General features: G+C 54.7%; 15 protein-coding genes. 3 read left to right on the top strand and 12 right to left on the bottom strand.

All coding sequences use genetic code 11. The annotated features are described in order from the left end of the window. The 6 genes from E3E23_RS04155 to E3E23_RS04130 all read right to left on the bottom strand — a co-directional run. On the bottom strand, positions 1-364 hold a 364-nt coding region (locus E3E23_RS04155; RefSeq protein ID WP_167906450.1), incomplete at its 3' end, for a biotin/lipoyl-containing protein. 2 nt (positions 365-366) lie between these two features. Further along, positions 367-741, bottom strand: a complete 375-nt coding sequence (locus E3E23_RS04150; RefSeq protein WP_167906449.1) for an OadG family protein — start codon at positions 739-741, stop codon at positions 367-369. A gap of 10 nt (positions 742-751) precedes the next feature. Further along, on the bottom strand, positions 752-2,320 hold the full coding sequence (locus tag E3E23_RS04145) for a carboxyl transferase domain-containing protein (RefSeq protein WP_167906448.1): 1,569 nt from the start codon (positions 2,318-2,320) through the stop codon (positions 752-754). Between the two features lie 141 nt (positions 2,321-2,461). Then, entirely contained in the window at positions 2,462-2,893 is a 432-nt protein-coding gene (locus E3E23_RS04140; protein ID WP_167906711.1) for a translation initiation factor IF-2 subunit beta, read from the bottom strand. 69 nt (positions 2,894-2,962) lie between these two features. Further along, positions 2,963-8,149: an LAGLIDADG family homing endonuclease gene (locus E3E23_RS04135; protein ID WP_167906447.1), complete on the bottom strand. Its 5,187-nt coding sequence runs from the start codon at positions 8,147-8,149 to the stop codon at positions 2,963-2,965. Next, positions 8,149-8,643, bottom strand: a complete 495-nt coding sequence (locus tag E3E23_RS04130) for a DNA replication complex GINS family protein (RefSeq protein ID WP_167906446.1) — start codon at positions 8,641-8,643, stop codon at positions 8,149-8,151. Before E3E23_RS04130 ends, E3E23_RS04135 begins: the two co-directional genes overlap by 1 nt. A gap of 106 nt (positions 8,644-8,749) precedes the next feature. On the opposite strand from E3E23_RS04130, the gene E3E23_RS04125 reads away from it, so the two are divergent. From E3E23_RS04125 to rtcA, 3 genes are read left to right on the top strand one after another with little or no spacing between them, the layout of a single operon-like run. After that, positions 8,750-9,262: a metallophosphoesterase gene (locus E3E23_RS04125; protein WP_167906445.1), complete on the top strand. Its 513-nt coding sequence runs from the start codon at positions 8,750-8,752 to the stop codon at positions 9,260-9,262. Positions 9,263-9,296: 34 nt separating this feature from the next. Then, positions 9,297-10,124: a hypothetical protein gene (locus E3E23_RS04120; RefSeq protein ID WP_371807517.1), complete on the top strand. Its 828-nt coding sequence runs from the start codon at positions 9,297-9,299 to the stop codon at positions 10,122-10,124. Next, a complete protein-coding gene (rtcA, locus tag E3E23_RS04115; RefSeq protein WP_167906444.1) occupies positions 10,124-11,152 on the top strand; it encodes an RNA 3'-terminal phosphate cyclase in 1,029 nt (342 codons plus the stop codon). Before E3E23_RS04120 ends, rtcA begins: the two co-directional genes overlap by 1 nt. Here the strand turns inward: rtcA and E3E23_RS04110 are convergent. The 6 genes from E3E23_RS04110 to shyB are packed head-to-tail and all read right to left on the bottom strand — an operon-like array spanning position 11,149 to position 16,236. Beyond that, positions 11,149-11,997 (bottom strand): TatD family hydrolase, encoded by an 849-nt coding sequence (locus tag E3E23_RS04110; protein WP_167906708.1) that lies wholly within the window; start codon positions 11,995-11,997, stop codon positions 11,149-11,151. The two genes, rtcA and E3E23_RS04110, sit on opposite strands and share 4 nt — an antisense overlap. 10 nt (positions 11,998-12,007) lie before the next feature. Then, entirely contained in the window at positions 12,008-12,331 is a 324-nt protein-coding gene (gene pbp11, locus E3E23_RS04105; protein WP_167906443.1) for a tRNA-binding protein Pbp11, read from the bottom strand. A 47-nt stretch (positions 12,332-12,378) separates the two neighbouring features. Further along, positions 12,379-13,626 carry an NAD(P)-dependent hydrogenase/sulfhydrogenase 2 subunit alpha gene (gene shyA, locus E3E23_RS04100; protein WP_167906442.1) on the bottom strand — a complete coding sequence of 416 codons (1,248 nt, stop codon included), beginning with the start codon at positions 13,624-13,626 and terminating at the stop codon, positions 12,379-12,381. Beyond that, the gene (shyD, locus tag E3E23_RS04095; protein WP_167906441.1) at positions 13,623-14,363 is read right to left on the bottom strand and encodes an NAD(P)-dependent hydrogenase/sulfhydrogenase 2 subunit delta; all 741 of its coding nucleotides are present in this window, start codon (positions 14,361-14,363) and stop codon (positions 13,623-13,625) included. Before shyD ends, shyA begins: the two co-directional genes overlap by 4 nt. Further along, the gene (gene shyC, locus E3E23_RS04090; RefSeq protein WP_167906440.1) at positions 14,360-15,235 is read right to left on the bottom strand and encodes an NAD(P)-dependent hydrogenase/sulfhydrogenase 2 subunit gamma; all 876 of its coding nucleotides are present in this window, start codon (positions 15,233-15,235) and stop codon (positions 14,360-14,362) included. The genes shyD and shyC overlap by 4 nt, the downstream gene beginning before the upstream one ends. Next, positions 15,232-16,236, bottom strand: coding sequence for an NAD(P)-dependent hydrogenase/sulfhydrogenase 2 subunit beta (shyB, locus tag E3E23_RS04085; RefSeq protein ID WP_167906439.1), 1,005 nt, complete (start codon positions 16,234-16,236; stop codon positions 15,232-15,234). Before shyB ends, shyC begins: the two co-directional genes overlap by 4 nt. Between the last annotated feature and the right edge of the window lie 24 nt (positions 16,237-16,260).

Here is a 16,260-nt window from a genome sequence, read left to right as displayed (position 1 = left end):
CATTTTCCATTTTCATGGCCTCGAGGACGAGTAGTCCCTGGCCGGTTTTGACTTCATCGCCCTCCTTGACTAATATCCTGATGATTTTGCCCGGCATTGGGGCAGTAACTACTCCCTCACCTGCCGGCGCTGGAGTTGGCGCTGCTGGTGCTGCGGGTGCAGGTGCCGGGACAGGAGCAGGAGCAGAAACAGAAACACTCGGAGCGCTAGCGGCTGTGGAAACGGCGCTCAGGTCTATGCCCAAGCCTTTGGCCTCGACCTCATAGTTCTTGTCCTCGAAGGATACCCTGAAGCGTCCCATCCCGAGCTCTTCAACCTCGACCTCGTACTCGACACCATCAACGATGACCTTAACCTTCGTCATTTTCACCACTTCCCGATCTCGTAGTTGAAGTCCTCAACCTCTTCCATGGTAGTTTGGATGCCGTAGAGGCGCCATGCATCAGAAACTTTTCTCTTAAAGGGCAGGGGCCTCAGCTGTGAGGCCTTCTCGGCGGTGTAGGCCAGAATTGCGGCAGTTATGATAGCCAGGTCCCTTGGGGGTATCTCATTCTTCTCTTCCACCTTGGTCTCCTCGACCTTCACTGGGGCAGGGGCGGGAGTTTCTCTCTCTGTGATCCTCCTCTCGAGCCAGCCGACGAAGTAAAGGACAAGGGCCAAAATTGTGAGAACGGCGAAGACCACCGTTACTCCCAGGGCGGTTATGTTGAGGCCCTCTATGAACTCAGCTATTGTTACCATGGTTCACACCTCACAGCGGTATGTTGCCGTGCTTCTTGGGTGGTAGCTTGACGCGCTTGCTCTCAAGGGCTTCGAGGGCGAGTATTATCTTCGCTCTCGTCTCGGCTGGGTCGATGACGTCGTCTATGTATCCCCTTGCAGCTGCAACGTATGGGTTGGCGAACCTCTCGCGGTACTCCCTGATCTTCGCCTGCCTGACCTCCTCAGGGTTCTCGGCTTGGGCTATCTCCTTCCTGAATATGATATTGGCAGCACCCTCCGGACCCATGACGGCTATCTCAGCGGTCGGCCAGGCGAAGACAAAGTCAGCCCCGAGGTGCTTGCTTCCCATGGCAATGTAGGCACCACCGTAGGCCTTCCTCAGGATGACGGTTACCATCGGGACGGTGGCCTCGGAATAAGCGTAGAGGACTTTAGCGCCGTGCCTTATGATTCCGCCGTACTCCTGCTGGGTGCCGGGTAAATAGCCAGGAACATCGACGAGGGTAACAATGGGTATGTTGAAGGCGTCGCAGGTTCTAACAAAGCGCGCTATCTTGTCCGAACTGTCTATGTCAAGAACTCCTGCGAAGTGTATCGGGTTGTTGGCGACTATTCCAACGGTCTGGCCGTTCATCCTTCCAAAGCCGACCACGGCGTTCGGCGCGAAGTAGGGCAGTATCTCCAGGAAGTCTGGGTTGCCGTTCTCGTCGCGGTCAACTATCTCGTAGATGACCTGCCTGACGTCGTAGCCCTTGTTCGGGTCGTCGGGGACTATCTCGTAGAGCCTCTCGGTCTTTCTGAATGGTAAATCACTGGTCTTAACCCTCGGTGGCTTCTCCATGTTGTTGGACGGGAGGTAGCTTATCAGGCGCCTTATTAGCGCCAAAACTTCCTCGTCGCTCTTGCCTATGAGGTGAGCCTGACCAGCCCTCTGGGCGTGCACCATGGCTCCGCCGAGCTGGACTGGGGTAACCTCGACACCGGTTACAGCCTTGACGACCTGCGGACCGGTGATGAACATGAAGGTCGCCGGGTTATCCACCATCAGGATGAAGTCTCCAATGGCCGGGCTGTAGACGGCTCCTCCAGCACAGGGACCCATAATGGCTGTAATCTGCGGAACGACGCCGCTCAGAATCGTGTTCATCTTGAAGATCTCGCCGTAGCCCTTGAGCGAATCAACTCCCTCCTGAATCCTTGCTCCTCCAGAATCGTTGAGGCCAATAACTGGGGCACCGGCCTCTAAAGCAAGCTCCATGATGCGCTTTATCTTTGCCGCATGCATCTCGCCGAGGGAACCGCCCATAACGGTGAAGTCCTGCGCGTAAACGAAAACTAACCTGCCGTCGATGGTTCCGTAGCCGGTGATAACTCCATCCGCTGGCAATTCCTTCTTGTCCAAACCGAACTCCGTTCCGCGGTGCTTGACGAAGGTGCCGATTTCAACGAAGCTCCCTGGGTCAAGGAGCCTTTCAATCCTCTCACGGGCGGTGAGCTTGCCCTTGGCGTGCTGTTTCTCGACAGCCTTTTCGCCACCCATTTCAAGAATCTTCTTCTTCCGCTCGTAAAGCTCGTTAACCTTTTCCTCCATGCTCATGAGAACTCCCCCTAACAGCTGAGAGTGTCTGGTGGTTGTAGTTTGTAAAGTTTAAAAGGATTTTTGCTCCCCAAAGCTGCGAAACGGGTTGTTCAAAACTTGAAGACGGCCCCGAAGGGCCAAAGGATGATAAAAAATGCCTCAAAGGTGTGCAATCGGTGTTTCAGCACCGCATGCCTCACACTTGAGGAAGTGGAAGCGTCCCTTCTTGATGATTTTCGTATCTGGTGAACCGCAGACCGGGCAGATGACGTAGTCCTTGAGGTACTTCTTCATCTTGTTGGCTATGAGGTAGGGCGTAAAGCGTCCCTGCAGGACGACGCGCCTTCCCTCGAGCGTTCCAGCCGTTGCCACCTCGCGCAGGATGAACTTGAGGAGATGGTTCGGGTCGCGGTTCATGGCCTCTGCTATGTCCCTGAAGTTCTCAATTATGGTTTTGTTGCCCTCTATCGTGACGACTGCGGCCGGAACCTCAAACCTCGAGGTGTGATGCTTAACGTTTTCGGGAAGCTCCTCGTAAGCTTTATCGAGTAATCCTTCGAAATCGTGAAAGTCAACCTTCTTCTTGCTCACTTTCCTCACCTCCACCTAACCTAGGCCTTGACGTTTATAACCTTTTGGAGTTGTGGGATAAAGGAGAAATCACAGCACCCTGTAGAAGCCAGCCCTCGGTTCATATATCCTTGCATCTCTCTTTAAGTCGTTCAAGAGTTTCCTGACCTCGTTCTCGCTTCCCAGTCCGGCCTGCTTCGCCGCCTCGATGACCTTGTCCTCTGGGGCGCCAAACTCTCCCTCTCCTTCGAGGGTCTTGATGATGTCGATGAGCTTGTCTATCTTGTTTATCTTCTTAGAGCTCTTGCCGACCTCGAGGATTGAGACGTCCAGAGTTCCCTCCTCATCGGTGGCTATCTTCCTTATCATCTCCTCGACGATGCGTATGGCCTCCCTGGCGTCTTCGCGCGTCACCGTCTCACTGAGCCTCATGCGCGCGTGGGCCTCGCTGAGACGTATCAGTGCCTCCAGCTGCCTTGCAGTAATTGGAATCGGCTGAACCCCTTCCTCTTCGCCGCTCTTCTTGAAGCCCTTCCTCATGCGCACGTAGTAGTGCTTTATCTCGTCCATCGCCTCTTTGCTGAGCACAGGATGGATGTTTTTCCTCGCGTAGGCGATGTATTTCTTGAGGAGGTCGTAGGGTATCTTGGGCGTTACAGCCTCTGCCTCTCCGCGCCTGACCTTGAGGATGTGCTCTGCTATGGATGAGTCAACTTTCTCGTCCGGCTCGTCGAGGAGCAGGAAGATGAGGTCGAAACGGCTGAGCAGTGTCGGTGGGAGGTCGAGCTGTTCTGGGAGCGACTTATGGCGGTTGAAGCGGCCGTACTTTGGATTTGCAGCAGCTATAACCGTCGTTCTTGCGTTCAGCGTCGCAGTGATGCCGGCCTTAGAGATGCTTATCGTGTTGTGGAGCACCAGGCCGTGGGAGATGAAGAGGTGGTGAGGCTCGACGGTAACATCATAGACCCATTTGGAGTCAGTGTTCGGTATCTTCTTGACTTTCGAAACGACATGGAAGCAGACGTTGCTCTTCAGGTATTCCTCGACGGGGGCGAGCTCCCGCTCGGCGGCTTCTATCAACTGCTCTACCTCGTCAAGTGTTATTCTGACTGCCCACTCAACGTTCTCCAGTGCCAGTTTTTTCAGCCTCTTTGGAGTGATGCCATACTTCCTGTAGAGCCTCGCCCCAGAGAGCACTTCAAAAATCGCCTCATAGTTACGTTCCTCTTCAAAGTTCTTGAGCTCCCTGATTCTCTCTCTGGCAACCTGCAGGTATCTCTCCACGAGGGTCCTTTTCACGGGGTCCCGATAGAGCTTGACGCGGTCTGAGTGCGGGATGCGGAGATTCAGGATTTTGATAGCCCTCAAAACGGCCCTCGCGAAGTCGCCTGGAAGGTACTCCTCATATGGCGTTGTGCATTCCTCTTTGACTATCTTGGAGAACCGTTCGGCAGCTTCTCTGGTTCTTGGGAGGACCACATAAGCGGCCCCAACACTGCGTACTACGGAATCAACTCCCAAGAGCAGCAGGATGTCGTGAAAGTCCTCCGCAAGCCCTTTTGTGGGGAATCTCACGCACGTTTTTCCGTTGAGCTTGCTTCTCCTGCGCTCCCAGATAACCCTCACGAACTTTCTGAGCTCATCCTCGCTAAGCCTGAAGGCATCTGGGGGGAAGCGAACTCCTTTCTTGAACTTGTAGCGATTTCTTTCACTGAACAGAGATAGCGCGAGCTCCTTTCCGTTTTTCCCGTTTCCGAGAAGTGGATACGACTTAACACCAATGACGAGGGACTCCTCTTTGACTTCCTCGGCTGGCTTCTCAACGATTCTGCCGTTCTCCCACACCATTACGGGATGTTCCGGCGTTACGGTTATTTCTCTGCCGTTGCTGAAGTGGAGTCTTACGAAATGGTCCGGGGCAACGTGCCTGCTCACGCGGTCGGCTTTCACCTTCACGATTTCCTTCTTTTCAAGGTCGTAGGCGAGGAGGTAGAGGTCATCGACGGGCAGGATTTCGGTGTCCTTGCCGAGGATGACCTTATCGCGGTTCTCCTCGATGAGCCTGTCAACGAACTCGCCGATTTTGACCTTTCTTCCGTCCGCCAAGAGGAGCTCGAAATCCTTGTGGTAGCTCTGCTGCTCCAGCGCCTCGTGGATTGCCGACCTATCGCGGTCGCTCATCTTGTCGAACTCGTCGATTAACGCAAACCCGCCGTCGGCGAGAACCAAGACACCAGCCTCCAGAACCCAGGAGCCCGTGAACTCGTCGCGGACGGCTGCGGCCGTGTTGTGGACGATGAAGCCATTAGCGATGAAGCTGTGGGAGCCCTCGACTGTTAGGTCGTAGACGTATTTGTAGGGGCTTTCAATAACTTCAATCTCCCTAACCTTCTCCCACAGGACGTCTGAATGTGCAATTTCCTCGAGGATTGAGAGCTTCGCTCTGATGCGTTCCTCCTTTCCGGAAATCTCGCTGAGGGTCCAAACAATTTCTCTGTAAGTTGTTTCATCTCTCTCTTTGATGATCTTTGCCACTTTTACAAGGAGGCCATACGGAAGTGCCCTTGACCGTTTTCTCCTAAAGAGCTCGTAGAACTCGGCATAAGTCATCCCAAGCTCTTCGGGTTTAATCAGGTGTCCAATGTTGAGCCTAAGTTCATTCGGTAACTCTATGGGAATCTTCGAGATATCCGTTCTCTCCTTTAGTCTTTCAACGACCCTTTGAAGCGCTCTCCGTGATATCGGTTTTCCTCTCTCCACCGCGCTTCCGAAGTTTGAGCCGTAGGCTTCTTCTATGCTTAGCCCGTAGAATTCTCTGATTTCCTTTATCAGCCCACCCACTTCGGGGACAACATCTACGTTAGTGTCTGTTTTAGACCCTTCTAGCGCCTTCATGAGTTTTTCAAGTTTCTCTGCTTTTTCTGGATGCTCCAAGCCTATAAACGCGGCGAACTTGATGATGTTTTCTCCGTAAACCTTTAGTTCCCAGCGGTCGTGTTTTGAAACTACCTGCTTTCCATTGATCTCTGAGATTGCACCTGCCCTTCTGCGCCTTCTCAAGTGCGAGACGATTCCGAAGCGGAGGAGGGCAAGCTGGAGCTTTTTGGCGAGTCTCTCGCTGGTAGTATCAAGCTCGATGTACGAGGAGCCCTTTTCGCGTACAACGACCGTTCCGTCGCAGTCGAAGAGCCCTCGTATAAATGCCGCGAGAACTTCTTCTGGAGCAACCATCAGCTGTGGGGCAATGTCGAGGTGTGATGACTTTGGGGAGGGAGGAATGCCGAGCTTTTCAAGAAGATGGGCAACTATCTTTGAGTGGAACCTTACGGCTGGCACACTGTTACTCTGTCTGCTTTCCTTTGCCTCAATGTCGAACAGTTCCTTGGCGAGCGACTTGAACTTCTTCCTCATGGATTCACTGCCGTTGGAGAACCTTATTGAAACTCCCCATCCAGACTTTGAAACGTCTCCATCTCCGGCAATGAGTCCGGCGAAGTAGGCGAGCCTTTCGTCCACGTACTTGGGGAGTTTGATTCCAGTTCCAGCCTGCAGGGACACGCATTCAGGCTCTATCTCTTCCCAACTGGCCTCGGCGAGTTCGATCAGCTCACGGAGGTGCTTCATTCTGATGTTGCCCCTGGCGTTTTGGTTGACCCAGTTGTAGTAAACCTCGTCCTCACTGACTCCAAGCTTCCTGGCGAGTTCCCTCTTGGTTACTCCGAGGTTTTTGCAGGCCCTCTCAATCAGTTCCCTGACTTTATCCTTGATTCCGCATATGACAAGCTCATCAAGGTCGCTCAGCAATTCGAGGGCTGTAATGCGCTTTTCGGGAACTTCTATTCTGCGGACTGTGGCAACGTACGTGTCCGGTTTGATGTCTTCCGCCTTAATCCACTTGAGGGTGCCTTTTTCAATGGTTCTGAGCTTTGTTTCTGGGGTTAAGATAAGCTCTTTGCCGGTTGTTGTCTTTACTTTGATGAGTCTCTCAGGTGCTTTCAGCCGCCATACTCTGCTCAATGGGGCCTGTTCGGTGCGTCCTTTTTCTATCGAAACAGTTTCTCCGAGGAACGGCGAATACTCAATCCCCTCAGAGTATTCAATGCTCCCACTCTCGCGCATCCAGCACTCCGTGAGGAGACCAATCTCAAGGGCACCGTCGTCGGTCACTACTATCGAATCGGGCGCAACACAGAGACCAGCTGCACTTGAGCTCTTACCGCTCGTGTAAATCGCTCTCGGTGCCAAATTAGCAACATAGCGGAGAATTTGCGATTTGGCTACTCCGGGATCACCCACCAGAAGAACGTGGCTCTCGCCCCTAAGCTTCGTCCCATCCGGCAGGGTCCTCTGAACTCCACCGAACAGGGCCAGTGCTATGCCCTTCTTGACCGTCCTGTGGCCCCATATTGCTGGGGCGATGGAATCGACGATGGCATCAACGATGTCCTTTCTCTTCGCCAGCTCCCTTATCTTCTGCTCGTCCTCCGGGGTTATCTCCAGCTCCTCTATCTCCTTGCTGAGCTGCTCTATGTGGTTGACCTCGAGAACCTTCTTGAATATCGGCCTCTTGTCCTTCTGCTCCAGGATAACACGCAGGATTCCGGTTACAACAACCCTATCACCTGGCAGGGCCGTGTCCACGAGGTCATCTAGGAGTATCGCATCCACGAAGCGCGGCATCTGGCCGCCCTTCAAACTCTCGGGCCTGTCCTGAAGGCGGAAGCTCTGGAAGTTGATGAACTTGCTCTTGTCCACATCGAGGTCGATGTTCCTGCTTCCACACGCATCGCACTTGTTCGGCTTGACTATGTTCTCATAAGGCCTCTGGATCCTCACCATCTCGTTTCCGCAGTCTTTACACACGAAGACGGCCCTCTCCACATAGGGCTTGACTTCGCTCACGCGGGTAATTATTCCCTCCACCTGTATGAGCCTGTTTATGTGCTCGCTCCCGAGATCCTTGACGAGGAGCGTCTTTGGAAGGTTGAAGAAGCGCGCGTGAACCTTGAACTCCTCCTCCTTCAAAAGCGGCGGCTCGCGGAGGACGATTTGGATCGCATCCTCAGCGGCAAGTATGCTTTCCTCCGGGTTCTTTATCAGCTCCTCCGCCAGCTCGGGGTCGTAGGAGTTCAGATGTGCCCAGTCTATGGAGAGGGAGCGCTTGGGGGTTACTGTGAGCAGATCCTTCAGCTTGTTTAAATATACCTCGTTGCCGTCGTCATCGACGTACTCCCTGAGGAAGCGCGCGTATCTCTCAATAATCTCCTCCCTGTCCATCAGCTCTCACCCAACCACTCGTTTCTTATCTTCGAAAGCTGCAGGTAGACCCTTCTCTCCTCGGGGGAAAGTCTTGAAAGGAGTTCAAGGCTGTTAGGCCTAAGCATGACCGAGTTAAGTATCTTCTTGAAGCGTATGGCCTTGAGGTGCTCCAGCTTCTTCTTCAGGTTGGCCAGCTTGGTGAGCTTGACGTTTATGGTCTCGATGTTGTCGCCGGCATTCATCCTGACGTAGTTCTCGAGGTAGTACATATAGAAAGCGGCCCTCTCGTAGAGTCCGGGGGGGATGGGCATGAGCGGCTCGTTGTTCCTTTCCTCCGCTATCGCCCTGTCTATCTCTCCTATCACCTTGTCGGTTTCGTCAATTACTTCGACGATTCCAGCTTCCCAAAGTTCCTTCGCCTTCCAGTCTTCAATGAGAACGATGTCCCCGGCGTTCCAATCGCCAAAGGGACGGAGGATTTTAACGGCTATGATTGCCCTCCCTGTGAACATGACATCACCCTCTCGGATATACCCCTAAGGTCTTGGGCCTATTAATCTTTGGGTGGCCCTGGGTTAAGGCTATAAGCCCAAACTCCTCAGTATCATCGGTGAGAGCATGCTGATAGGAATAATGAGCGACACACACGACAACCTTCCTGCCATAAGGAAAGCCGTGGAGTTTTTTAACAAGCAGAACGTCGAGCTGGTGATTCACGCTGGCGATTACGTGGCGCCATTCGTAGCGAGGGAGCTCAGGAGACTCAAGGTGCCCCTGAAGGGAGTCTTCGGCAACAATGACGGTGAGAAGAAAGGTCTCTACGAGGTACTGGGAATAGCCGACGAGATACTCGAGATGGAGGCCGATGGGATGAAGATATCTGTTACCCACGGCACGGACGAGAGGATCGTTAGAGCCCTGGCCAGGAGCAGGCTTTACGATGTCGTCGTCGTTGGCCACACTCACCGCTATGAAATCAGGGAAGACGGCAGAACCATACTGGTGAACCCCGGCGAGGTCTGCGGTTACGTTACGGGAGTTAAGAGCGTTGCACTGCTCGACACAAGGAAGAGAGAGGTCAGGATAGTGAACATTGAGACTGGAGAGATGCTGGGCGTCATGAGTCTTTAACGGGTGCCTCAAATCAGAAGCGAATGGATTGGCGATGGGCATGGAAGATATACTGGTTCCTAAGGAAAGGCGCGATGCGGTCGTCTTCATCGGTGTGGACAGGGGGGAGAACGTCGAGTTCGTCAAGGTCTACGCGGTCAGTGAGGAGGTTGCCGCCAGGACACTCGAGGAGTTCTTCAACGCCAAGGGACTCTTTCCCTCTGATTTCTTTCTCGTGGACAAGGGGGTCGAGTCACTGAAGGGGAAGGGTGCGATAACAACGAGGAGCGAGACCGGGCTTTCGGCAAAGCTTTCTCGTCTGGGCCTTCGCCTCCTGTCCAATGGGGTTTTGTATACGGAAGGGCTTGAATCGGTTTACCAGCTCACTCTGGTTAGCGAGAGACTCCTCGGGGAATTTCAGGAGAGTGAGAAAGCCAAGAGGAGCGAACTCACCAAGCTGAAGCTCCTGACCCTTGGTGAGAGCACCCTTGTGGAGAACCTGAGGGACGCGGACATAACGGCGTACCTGCCGGAGGGCGTTAAGTTCCTTCGAGAGCCTCCGGTAGAGCGCGTTGCGGAACTCTTGGCTGCGGGAGAAACTGTGGTGGTGGAGACGAAGGACGCTGGAAGGTATGAAAGGCTCGGCTTCTCGATCTTTATCCGCATCCCGCCGCTGTCCCCCGAAGAGTTTGCGGAGGCCGTCTCAGAGGAGCTTGGCTTCAGGGTTGACCCGGGAATCTTTGAGCGTCTTCCACCCCACAAGAGGGGTTATTACAGTGCGAAGGCGATAGCAAGGCTCGCGAAAAAGCTCCGTGTGAGAACAGGGAGAGAATGGGAAGAGCTTTTAAGGCTCGCTGTGAGGATACACCTTGGTGAAGTGTGATGCTGATCATAGACGGCTCCTACGGCGAGGGCGGGGGACAGATACTGAGGACGAGCGTAGCTCTATCGGTCATCACTGGCAAGCCAGTCAAGATAATCAACATCAGGGCAAACAGACCGAACCCGGGTTTGAGGCCCCAGCACATGCATGGCATCTTGGCTCTGAAGGAGCTGAGCGCCGCTAAGGTTAAGGGTGCCCAGGTCGGCTCGACGCTTCTCGAGTTCTACCCCGGCAGGGCTAGGCCGAGGCACATCCGCGTGCCGATAAAGACCGCCGGGAGCATAACCCTTATTCTCCAGGCTTTACTTCCTGCGATGGCCTTCATCGGTGGGAGCTTCGAGATAACGGGTGGAACTGACGTCCCCTGGTCGCCGCCGGTGGACTACCTCAGGCACGTTACCCTTTTCGCCTTGGAAAAAATGGGGCTAAGAGCCGAGATTGAAATCAAGCGCAGGGGACACTATCCCAAAGGCGGCGGACTGGTGGTCGGCAGGGTCGAGCCGTGGGAGGAGAGAAAGCCGCTGGTTGCTTTGGAGTGGAGACATATAGAGCTATTTGGTGGCATCAGCCACGCTACCAACCTCCCGGAGCACGTGGCGAGTAGGCAGGCGAAGGCCGCTAGGGAGAGGTTGAGTGAGTTTTACGATGTTCCTATTAATATATATGAAGAAGTCTCGCGTTCCTTCGGGCCTGGTAGTGGCATAGTCGTGTGGGCCGAGACGGACGTTTTGAGGCTCAGTGGAGACGCCCTTGGAAAGCGCGGAAAGCCCGCTGAAGCAGTAGGCAGGGAAGCGGCGGATGAGCTTCTGGAGCAGCTGACGAGCAGGGCCGCGGTTGACAGATTTCTCGGCGACCAGCTGATACCATTCTTGGCCTTCGTGGGGGGCGAGATAAAAGTTGCCGAGATAACGAACCACCTCGTGACGAACGTCTGGGTCGTGGAGCAGTTTTTGGGCAAGATCTTTGAGGTAGAGGGAGAGGTTGGGGAGCCTGGAAGGGTGAGGGTTGTGAGGAAGGCCGAACTTTAGGGCCTCTCCATCTCCACCCCGTAAACCTTCTCCGGATTTTCCACGTGGATTTTGTAAACGTCCTCCTCCGTGAAGAGGCCGTTCTGGAGAAAGGCCTTAGTCCTTTTCGGCACGGTCTTCGGCCCCAAAACGGCTCCAGGACGGCGCTTGTCGTCTATGTAGTCCGTCTCCATCATGAAGCGGTTGCCCTGCTTGATGGCCTCGGTGATGTTCTTCTTGCTCGCGATTATGCTCGGGAAAACACCAACTTCCTCGGCAATCTTCACCAGCGGCGGCGAGAAGTGCTTGACGACCCTGTACGGCTTTATTCCGACCTCTTTGACTATCTCGCCCAACTCGCGGAACTTGGCCTCGTCGAAGCTCTCCGTGTGGAGCTGGACCGCGCAGTCGGCTTCCTTGGCCAAGCTCATCCCGTACTTCATCAGCTCTATGCTCGCTTCCCAGATCTCGGGCGGAACCTCGTAGTGGGGTCTGCCTATCTCGCCTATGGCTATCGCTTTTCCTTCGAGACAGAGCCTCTGGGCGTATTCTAAGGCCTTCATCACTTCGTTCTTGGCATATTCGAGGCCCTTTTTCTCTGCAAGGTAGACGAACTCCGCTGGATGGACGCCGACGACAGCGTATGCTTTTACAGGTGTTTCTTTGTTTATCTTCTCCACAAGCTCAATGTGGAAGTCCATGGCTTTGATGAAATCCTCTGCGCTCATTCCCGGAAAGCCGTAGTCGTGGGCCGTCTTGTAGACCACCATCAGGTGAGTCCCGCCAGCTCTGTGGAACTGCTTGACGGCCTCGAGGAAGAGCCCCTTGAAGGGGTCAACGTGGAAGTGGTTGTCAAGGATTATCATTCCCACCACCTCACGACTGATAGATCTTGATCACTTCTCCTGGCTCCGCTTTTAACTTTCCCTCAAGCAAAAGCGCCGCCTGGTCGTGTTCCACGACGAAGTCAACCTTCCTGTTCTGAATGTATATTTCTCTCACGAGCGCTATTCCACCATCTCTGAGTTTGTAGCCGGGATAGATTACCCCGTCGAGAACAATTCCCGCCAGAACTTGCTTTCCAAGGATGTAAGTCACGCCCTCGACCCTGAACTTTCCGACCGGCTTCCTTGAGACTATCTGAATCTCCTCAGTATCGGTTTCCTTCTTCCCACCGAACAGCCTGCTCAGGAATCCCATGCTCTCCCCCAGAGGGATTGGAGAAGAGGAAATAAAAAGATTGCCGGCTAAAGCTTCACGATGTGTACCGAGCAGGATATGCACGGATCAAAGGCCCTCACAGTCTCCTCGAGCCTCTGGATTAGCGAGCCCTCATCGAGCTCGCCGTAACCTCTCTTGGCTTCCCTCAGCAGGCTGAGCTCCATCATGGTGTGGTTGAGGGCCGTGGGCGTTATAATGTTTGAGTAAACGACATTTCCAGAGCCGTCTATGCGGTAGTGGTGTATGAGCACTCCCCTGGGAGCCTCGACGTAGCCGATGCCCTCGCCCTCCCGGACCTCGATTGGGATGTTCTCTCCGTCGAGTCCCTTATCGAGCAGTGTCTTCGCTATTTCGTTCGCCCGTTCGAGGCTGTATACAAGCTCTATGGCCTGGGCAAGGTTGTTGTAGCTCACGTAACCGGTGGCGAGCTTTTCTCTGTGCTCCTCGAAGAGCCTCTTCGCCATGGGCGTTAGTGAGTCAGCCTTTAGAAGGAGCCTCGCCAGCGCCCCGACGAGGAATGGTTCGCCGTTATAACGGCTCTGCTTGGCAAAGCTGTAAACCAGCGAGCGTTCCTCTATCCTCTCCGTATAGTGGAAGGTGCCCTCTTCGTCGGAAACCAGCTCGTCACCCCAGAGGTAGCCGTCCGTCGCGACGAAGTGTTCCGCCTTTTCACCGTAGGGTTCGAGCGAAGCGAAGAGCCTTACAGCCCTCCTCGCGAGCTTTAGCAGTGCCCCGCTTTCCCTCTCGAAGAGTTCAAGCTCTTCAACAGTTGGATACCTGCCGAAGCCGCCCGGCTTAACGTTTATGCCGTGTATCTCCCTCCCTCCGATGATTTCCCTCAGCCTGTTCCCAAAGGCCTTTATGGCGAGCCCCTCCCTCACCAGCTCCCCGTGCTTTGTTGCCATCCTTATGGCGTCTGGATAGCCGAATACATCAGGAGCGACGAGGAGGTAGAGGTGAAGCGCGTGGCTTTCGAGCAGTTCTCCTATAAGACCAAGCTCCCTTAGCAATTGGATTTCCTCTGGAACATCAACGCCGAAGGCCCGCTCTATGGCCATGACCGAAGCGACGCTGTGGGAGAGGTAGCAGATGGCACATATCCTCGCCTCCAGGTCGGGGACGTCGTAGTAATGCCTTCCCAGAGTCAGCAGCTCGAAGAAGCGCGGCCCCTCGACTATTTTTAACCTCACGTTCTTCACTTCACCGTCCTCGACGACTATCTCCGCCTTCCCGTTGCCCTCGACGCGCGTGAATTCCCTCAGCTCGATTATCATGGCTCCCACCTCGCGAAGGTCTTGAACTTCCTGATGATGTAGTCGTCATCGTAGCCGAGGTCCTTCAGTATCTCGTACTCGCTCGCTGGGTTTACCTCGCCGGGCAGAGGCCCGCGACAGCCTATGCAGCCCAATCCCGAGCGTATGCATGCCGCGTTGCAGCCGCCGTAGGTTATCGGACCAAGGCAGGGCAGGTTCTTCTTCACCAGAACGCATTCGTACTCGTTGAGCTTGCACTCGATGCAGACTGGGTAGTCTTTCCTGACCGGCTCCACGCCCTTGGCTATGTCGATCAGAACCTGGTATATCTCCTCCTTGTCGTAGGGACAGCCGGGGAGGGCGAAATCCACGGCTACGTATTCGACGACTGGTTTTGAATCGAGGGCCCTCATGGGGTTGCCCTTGTCTCCGTAGACTTTCTCCAGCTTCTTCCTTATGCTTCCCTCGACGCTCGCTTGAACGGAGCCGTGGGTCGCGCAGGTTCCGAGGGCTATGAGATAATCGGAGTGGTTCCTGGCCTCCTTGAGGAGTGCCAGGTCGCGCTGGCTCGAGACGGTGCCCGTGATGAGGGCCACATCGTAGTGGTTTTCCCCACTTAGGCTCGTCGCCATGTGGAACTCGCTTATCTCGTAGAACTCGAGGAGGTCGAAGAGCCTCTCGTAGAGGAAGAGAATGTTGAGCGCGCAGCCACCGCAGTCGGTAAGCTCAAAAACCGCGAGCTTGAGCTTCTCCATCATATCAACCCCCTCGTCGAGAGAGCGTCCCAGTATGTGAAGACGGGACCGTCCTTGCAGACGTACTTTATTGAGGTGCTCGTCCCCACTATGCAGTGGCCGCACTTGCCTATTCCGCAGCGCATGCGCCTCTCGAGGGTCATGTAAATCCTCCCTGGAGAGAGCTTCCTGTCGAGGAGCTCCCTGATGACGAAGCGGTACATAACCGGCGGGCCGCAGATGAGGGCGTAGGTGTTCTCCACGTCGAAGATCTCTCCCCTGAACAGGTCTGTAACGACACCCTTGCACACCCTGTCAGAGAAGCCCCTCTCAAGGTAAATGCACGAGGGACTCTCCACCTCGTAGGCGAGCTTCACCTTGCACCCCATCGCCTCACCGTGCTTCATCAGGTGGACTATCTCGTCGCGGAAGAGTATGTCTTCGTAGGCCTTCGTCCCGTAGAAGAGCCAGACGTCCTCATACTTTGCCGTGTCGAGTGCATACCAGAGGACGGAGCGGAGGGGCGCCATTCCCAATCCACCAGCGACGAGGATGAGGTTGGAACCCTCCATCTCCTCCATCGGGAAGCCGTTACCGTAGGGCCCGCGAATACCGACGATCTCGCCCTCCTTCATTTTATGGATGAACTTGGTCATCCTTCCCGCCTTCCTGATGCAGAGCTGTATGTAACCCTTCCTCGTCGGTGAGGAGCAGAGGCTTATCGGGAACTCCCCGAAACCCCTCATGTCAACGATGACGAACTGTCCAGGCCTGAAGGTGAAGCGCTCCCCCACCTCAGGGTCAAGGAAGCGCAGTGTAAAGAGCTTCTCCCTTGGCGTCAGGTCCTTCACCTCAAGAATGCGGGCGTCGTAGCTCTGATAGGGGTTTTCACTCATCTCAGCGACCCCCTAACCTCTTCAAGAACCTTAACGTGCTCTATCTTCGCGGGGCAGAACTCATCGCAGCGGCCGCAGCCCACGCAGTTGTAACCTGAGGAGGGGTCGAAGTAGCTCTTGCAGTAATAGCGGTGCCTGAACCTGTCGAGACGGGTCGGCCTGAAGTTGTGTCCCCCAGCAACCAGGCCGTGGTTTTCCATAAAGCACGAATCGTAGCGGCGCTCCCTCACGGATTCATATGCGTTTATCCAGCGGTCGCAGACCTCATAACATCTACATGTTGGGCAGACCATGTTGCAGTTGCCGCAGGCGAGGCATATCTCGGCATACTTCTTCCATACCGGGCTGTTGTATGCCAGGTCGAGCATATCGGCGAGCCCTTCCCCGGGAAGCTCCTTCTTGAAGGATTTGGAGCGTTTCTCCTCGAACTCCTTGAAGTTCCTCAAATCTTCGTCCGTTACCTCCTCGAAGAGGTCCTCGTTTGCCCAGGCTATCTCGTGCCCCCTCACGCTTCCTACCCTCACCAGCCAGCCGTCTGGGAGCTCGTGGAGGAAGAGGTCGAAGCCGTCCATGGCGAAGTGCGTGCCCAAGCTCTTGCAGAAGCAGTACTCATCGGGCATACAGCTTATCCCGATTATCAGCGCCTTCTCGCGTCTCGCCTTGTAGTACGGGTCGACGGGCTCCTCGAGATAGACCTTGTCCAGAATCTTGAGCCCGTGGATATCGCAGGAGTGGAGTCCGAAGAGAACTATGGGCTCGGCGTTACTTCCGTTCTCCCAGTGGCCGTTTTTGAGCTGGAACATCTTCTCCCTCGGCCTCACGAAGAACTTCTTGGGCGGTAGCATCGTCCTCGTGTAGTTGAGTTCTATCTCCTCCGGGTCGTGAACCTCTTGGAAGGTGTAGATGCTTCCCCTTTTGGTGGGGGCGTAGACTTTACCCCAGTCCCTTAGGGAATTAAAAAATGAGCCGAAGTTCTCGATCGGCAGTTTTACATATCTCAAACGTATCGCCCCCGTTACGTGGCA

The organism is Thermococcus sp. CX2, from assembly GCF_012027555.1.
In the GTDB taxonomy this organism is placed as follows: domain Archaea; phylum Methanobacteriota_B; class Thermococci; order Thermococcales; family Thermococcaceae; genus Thermococcus.
The sequence above is the reverse complement of the archived record's forward strand: the minus strand, read 5'-3'. Positions and strand labels throughout refer to the sequence as shown.

Coding starts and splice junctions, on each gene's coding strand:
- E3E23_RS04130 (WP_167906446.1), bottom strand. CDS start 8,643: ATGTTCACAGGGAGGGCAATCATAGCCGTTAAAATCCTCCGTCCCTTT.
- pbp11 (WP_167906443.1), bottom strand. CDS start 12,331: ATGGGATTCCTGAGCAGGCTGTTCGGTGGGAAGAAGGAAACCGATACT.
- shyD (WP_167906441.1), bottom strand. CDS start 14,363: ATGATGGAGAAGCTCAAGCTCGCGGTTTTTGAGCTTACCGACTGCGGT.
- E3E23_RS04135 (WP_167906447.1), bottom strand. CDS start 8,149: ATGGACAGGGAGGAGATTATTGAGAGATACGCGCGCTTCCTCAGGGAG.
- shyC (WP_167906440.1), bottom strand. CDS start 15,235: ATGAGTGAAAACCCCTATCAGAGCTACGACGCCCGCATTCTTGAGGTG.
- E3E23_RS04145 (WP_167906448.1), bottom strand. CDS start 2,320: ATGAGCATGGAGGAAAAGGTTAACGAGCTTTACGAGCGGAAGAAGAAG.
- E3E23_RS04120 (WP_371807517.1), top strand. CDS start 9,297: ATGGGCATGGAAGATATACTGGTTCCTAAGGAAAGGCGCGATGCGGTC.
- E3E23_RS04110 (WP_167906708.1), bottom strand. CDS start 11,997: ATGATAATCCTTGACAACCACTTCCACGTTGACCCCTTCAAGGGGCTC.
- rtcA (WP_167906444.1), top strand. CDS start 10,124: ATGCTGATCATAGACGGCTCCTACGGCGAGGGCGGGGGACAGATACTG.
- E3E23_RS04150 (WP_167906449.1), bottom strand. CDS start 741: ATGGTAACAATAGCTGAGTTCATAGAGGGCCTCAACATAACCGCCCTG.
- E3E23_RS04125 (WP_167906445.1), top strand. CDS start 8,750: ATGCTGATAGGAATAATGAGCGACACACACGACAACCTTCCTGCCATA.
- shyA (WP_167906442.1), bottom strand. CDS start 13,626: ATGATAATCGAGCTGAGGGAATTCACGCGCGTCGAGGGCAACGGGAAG.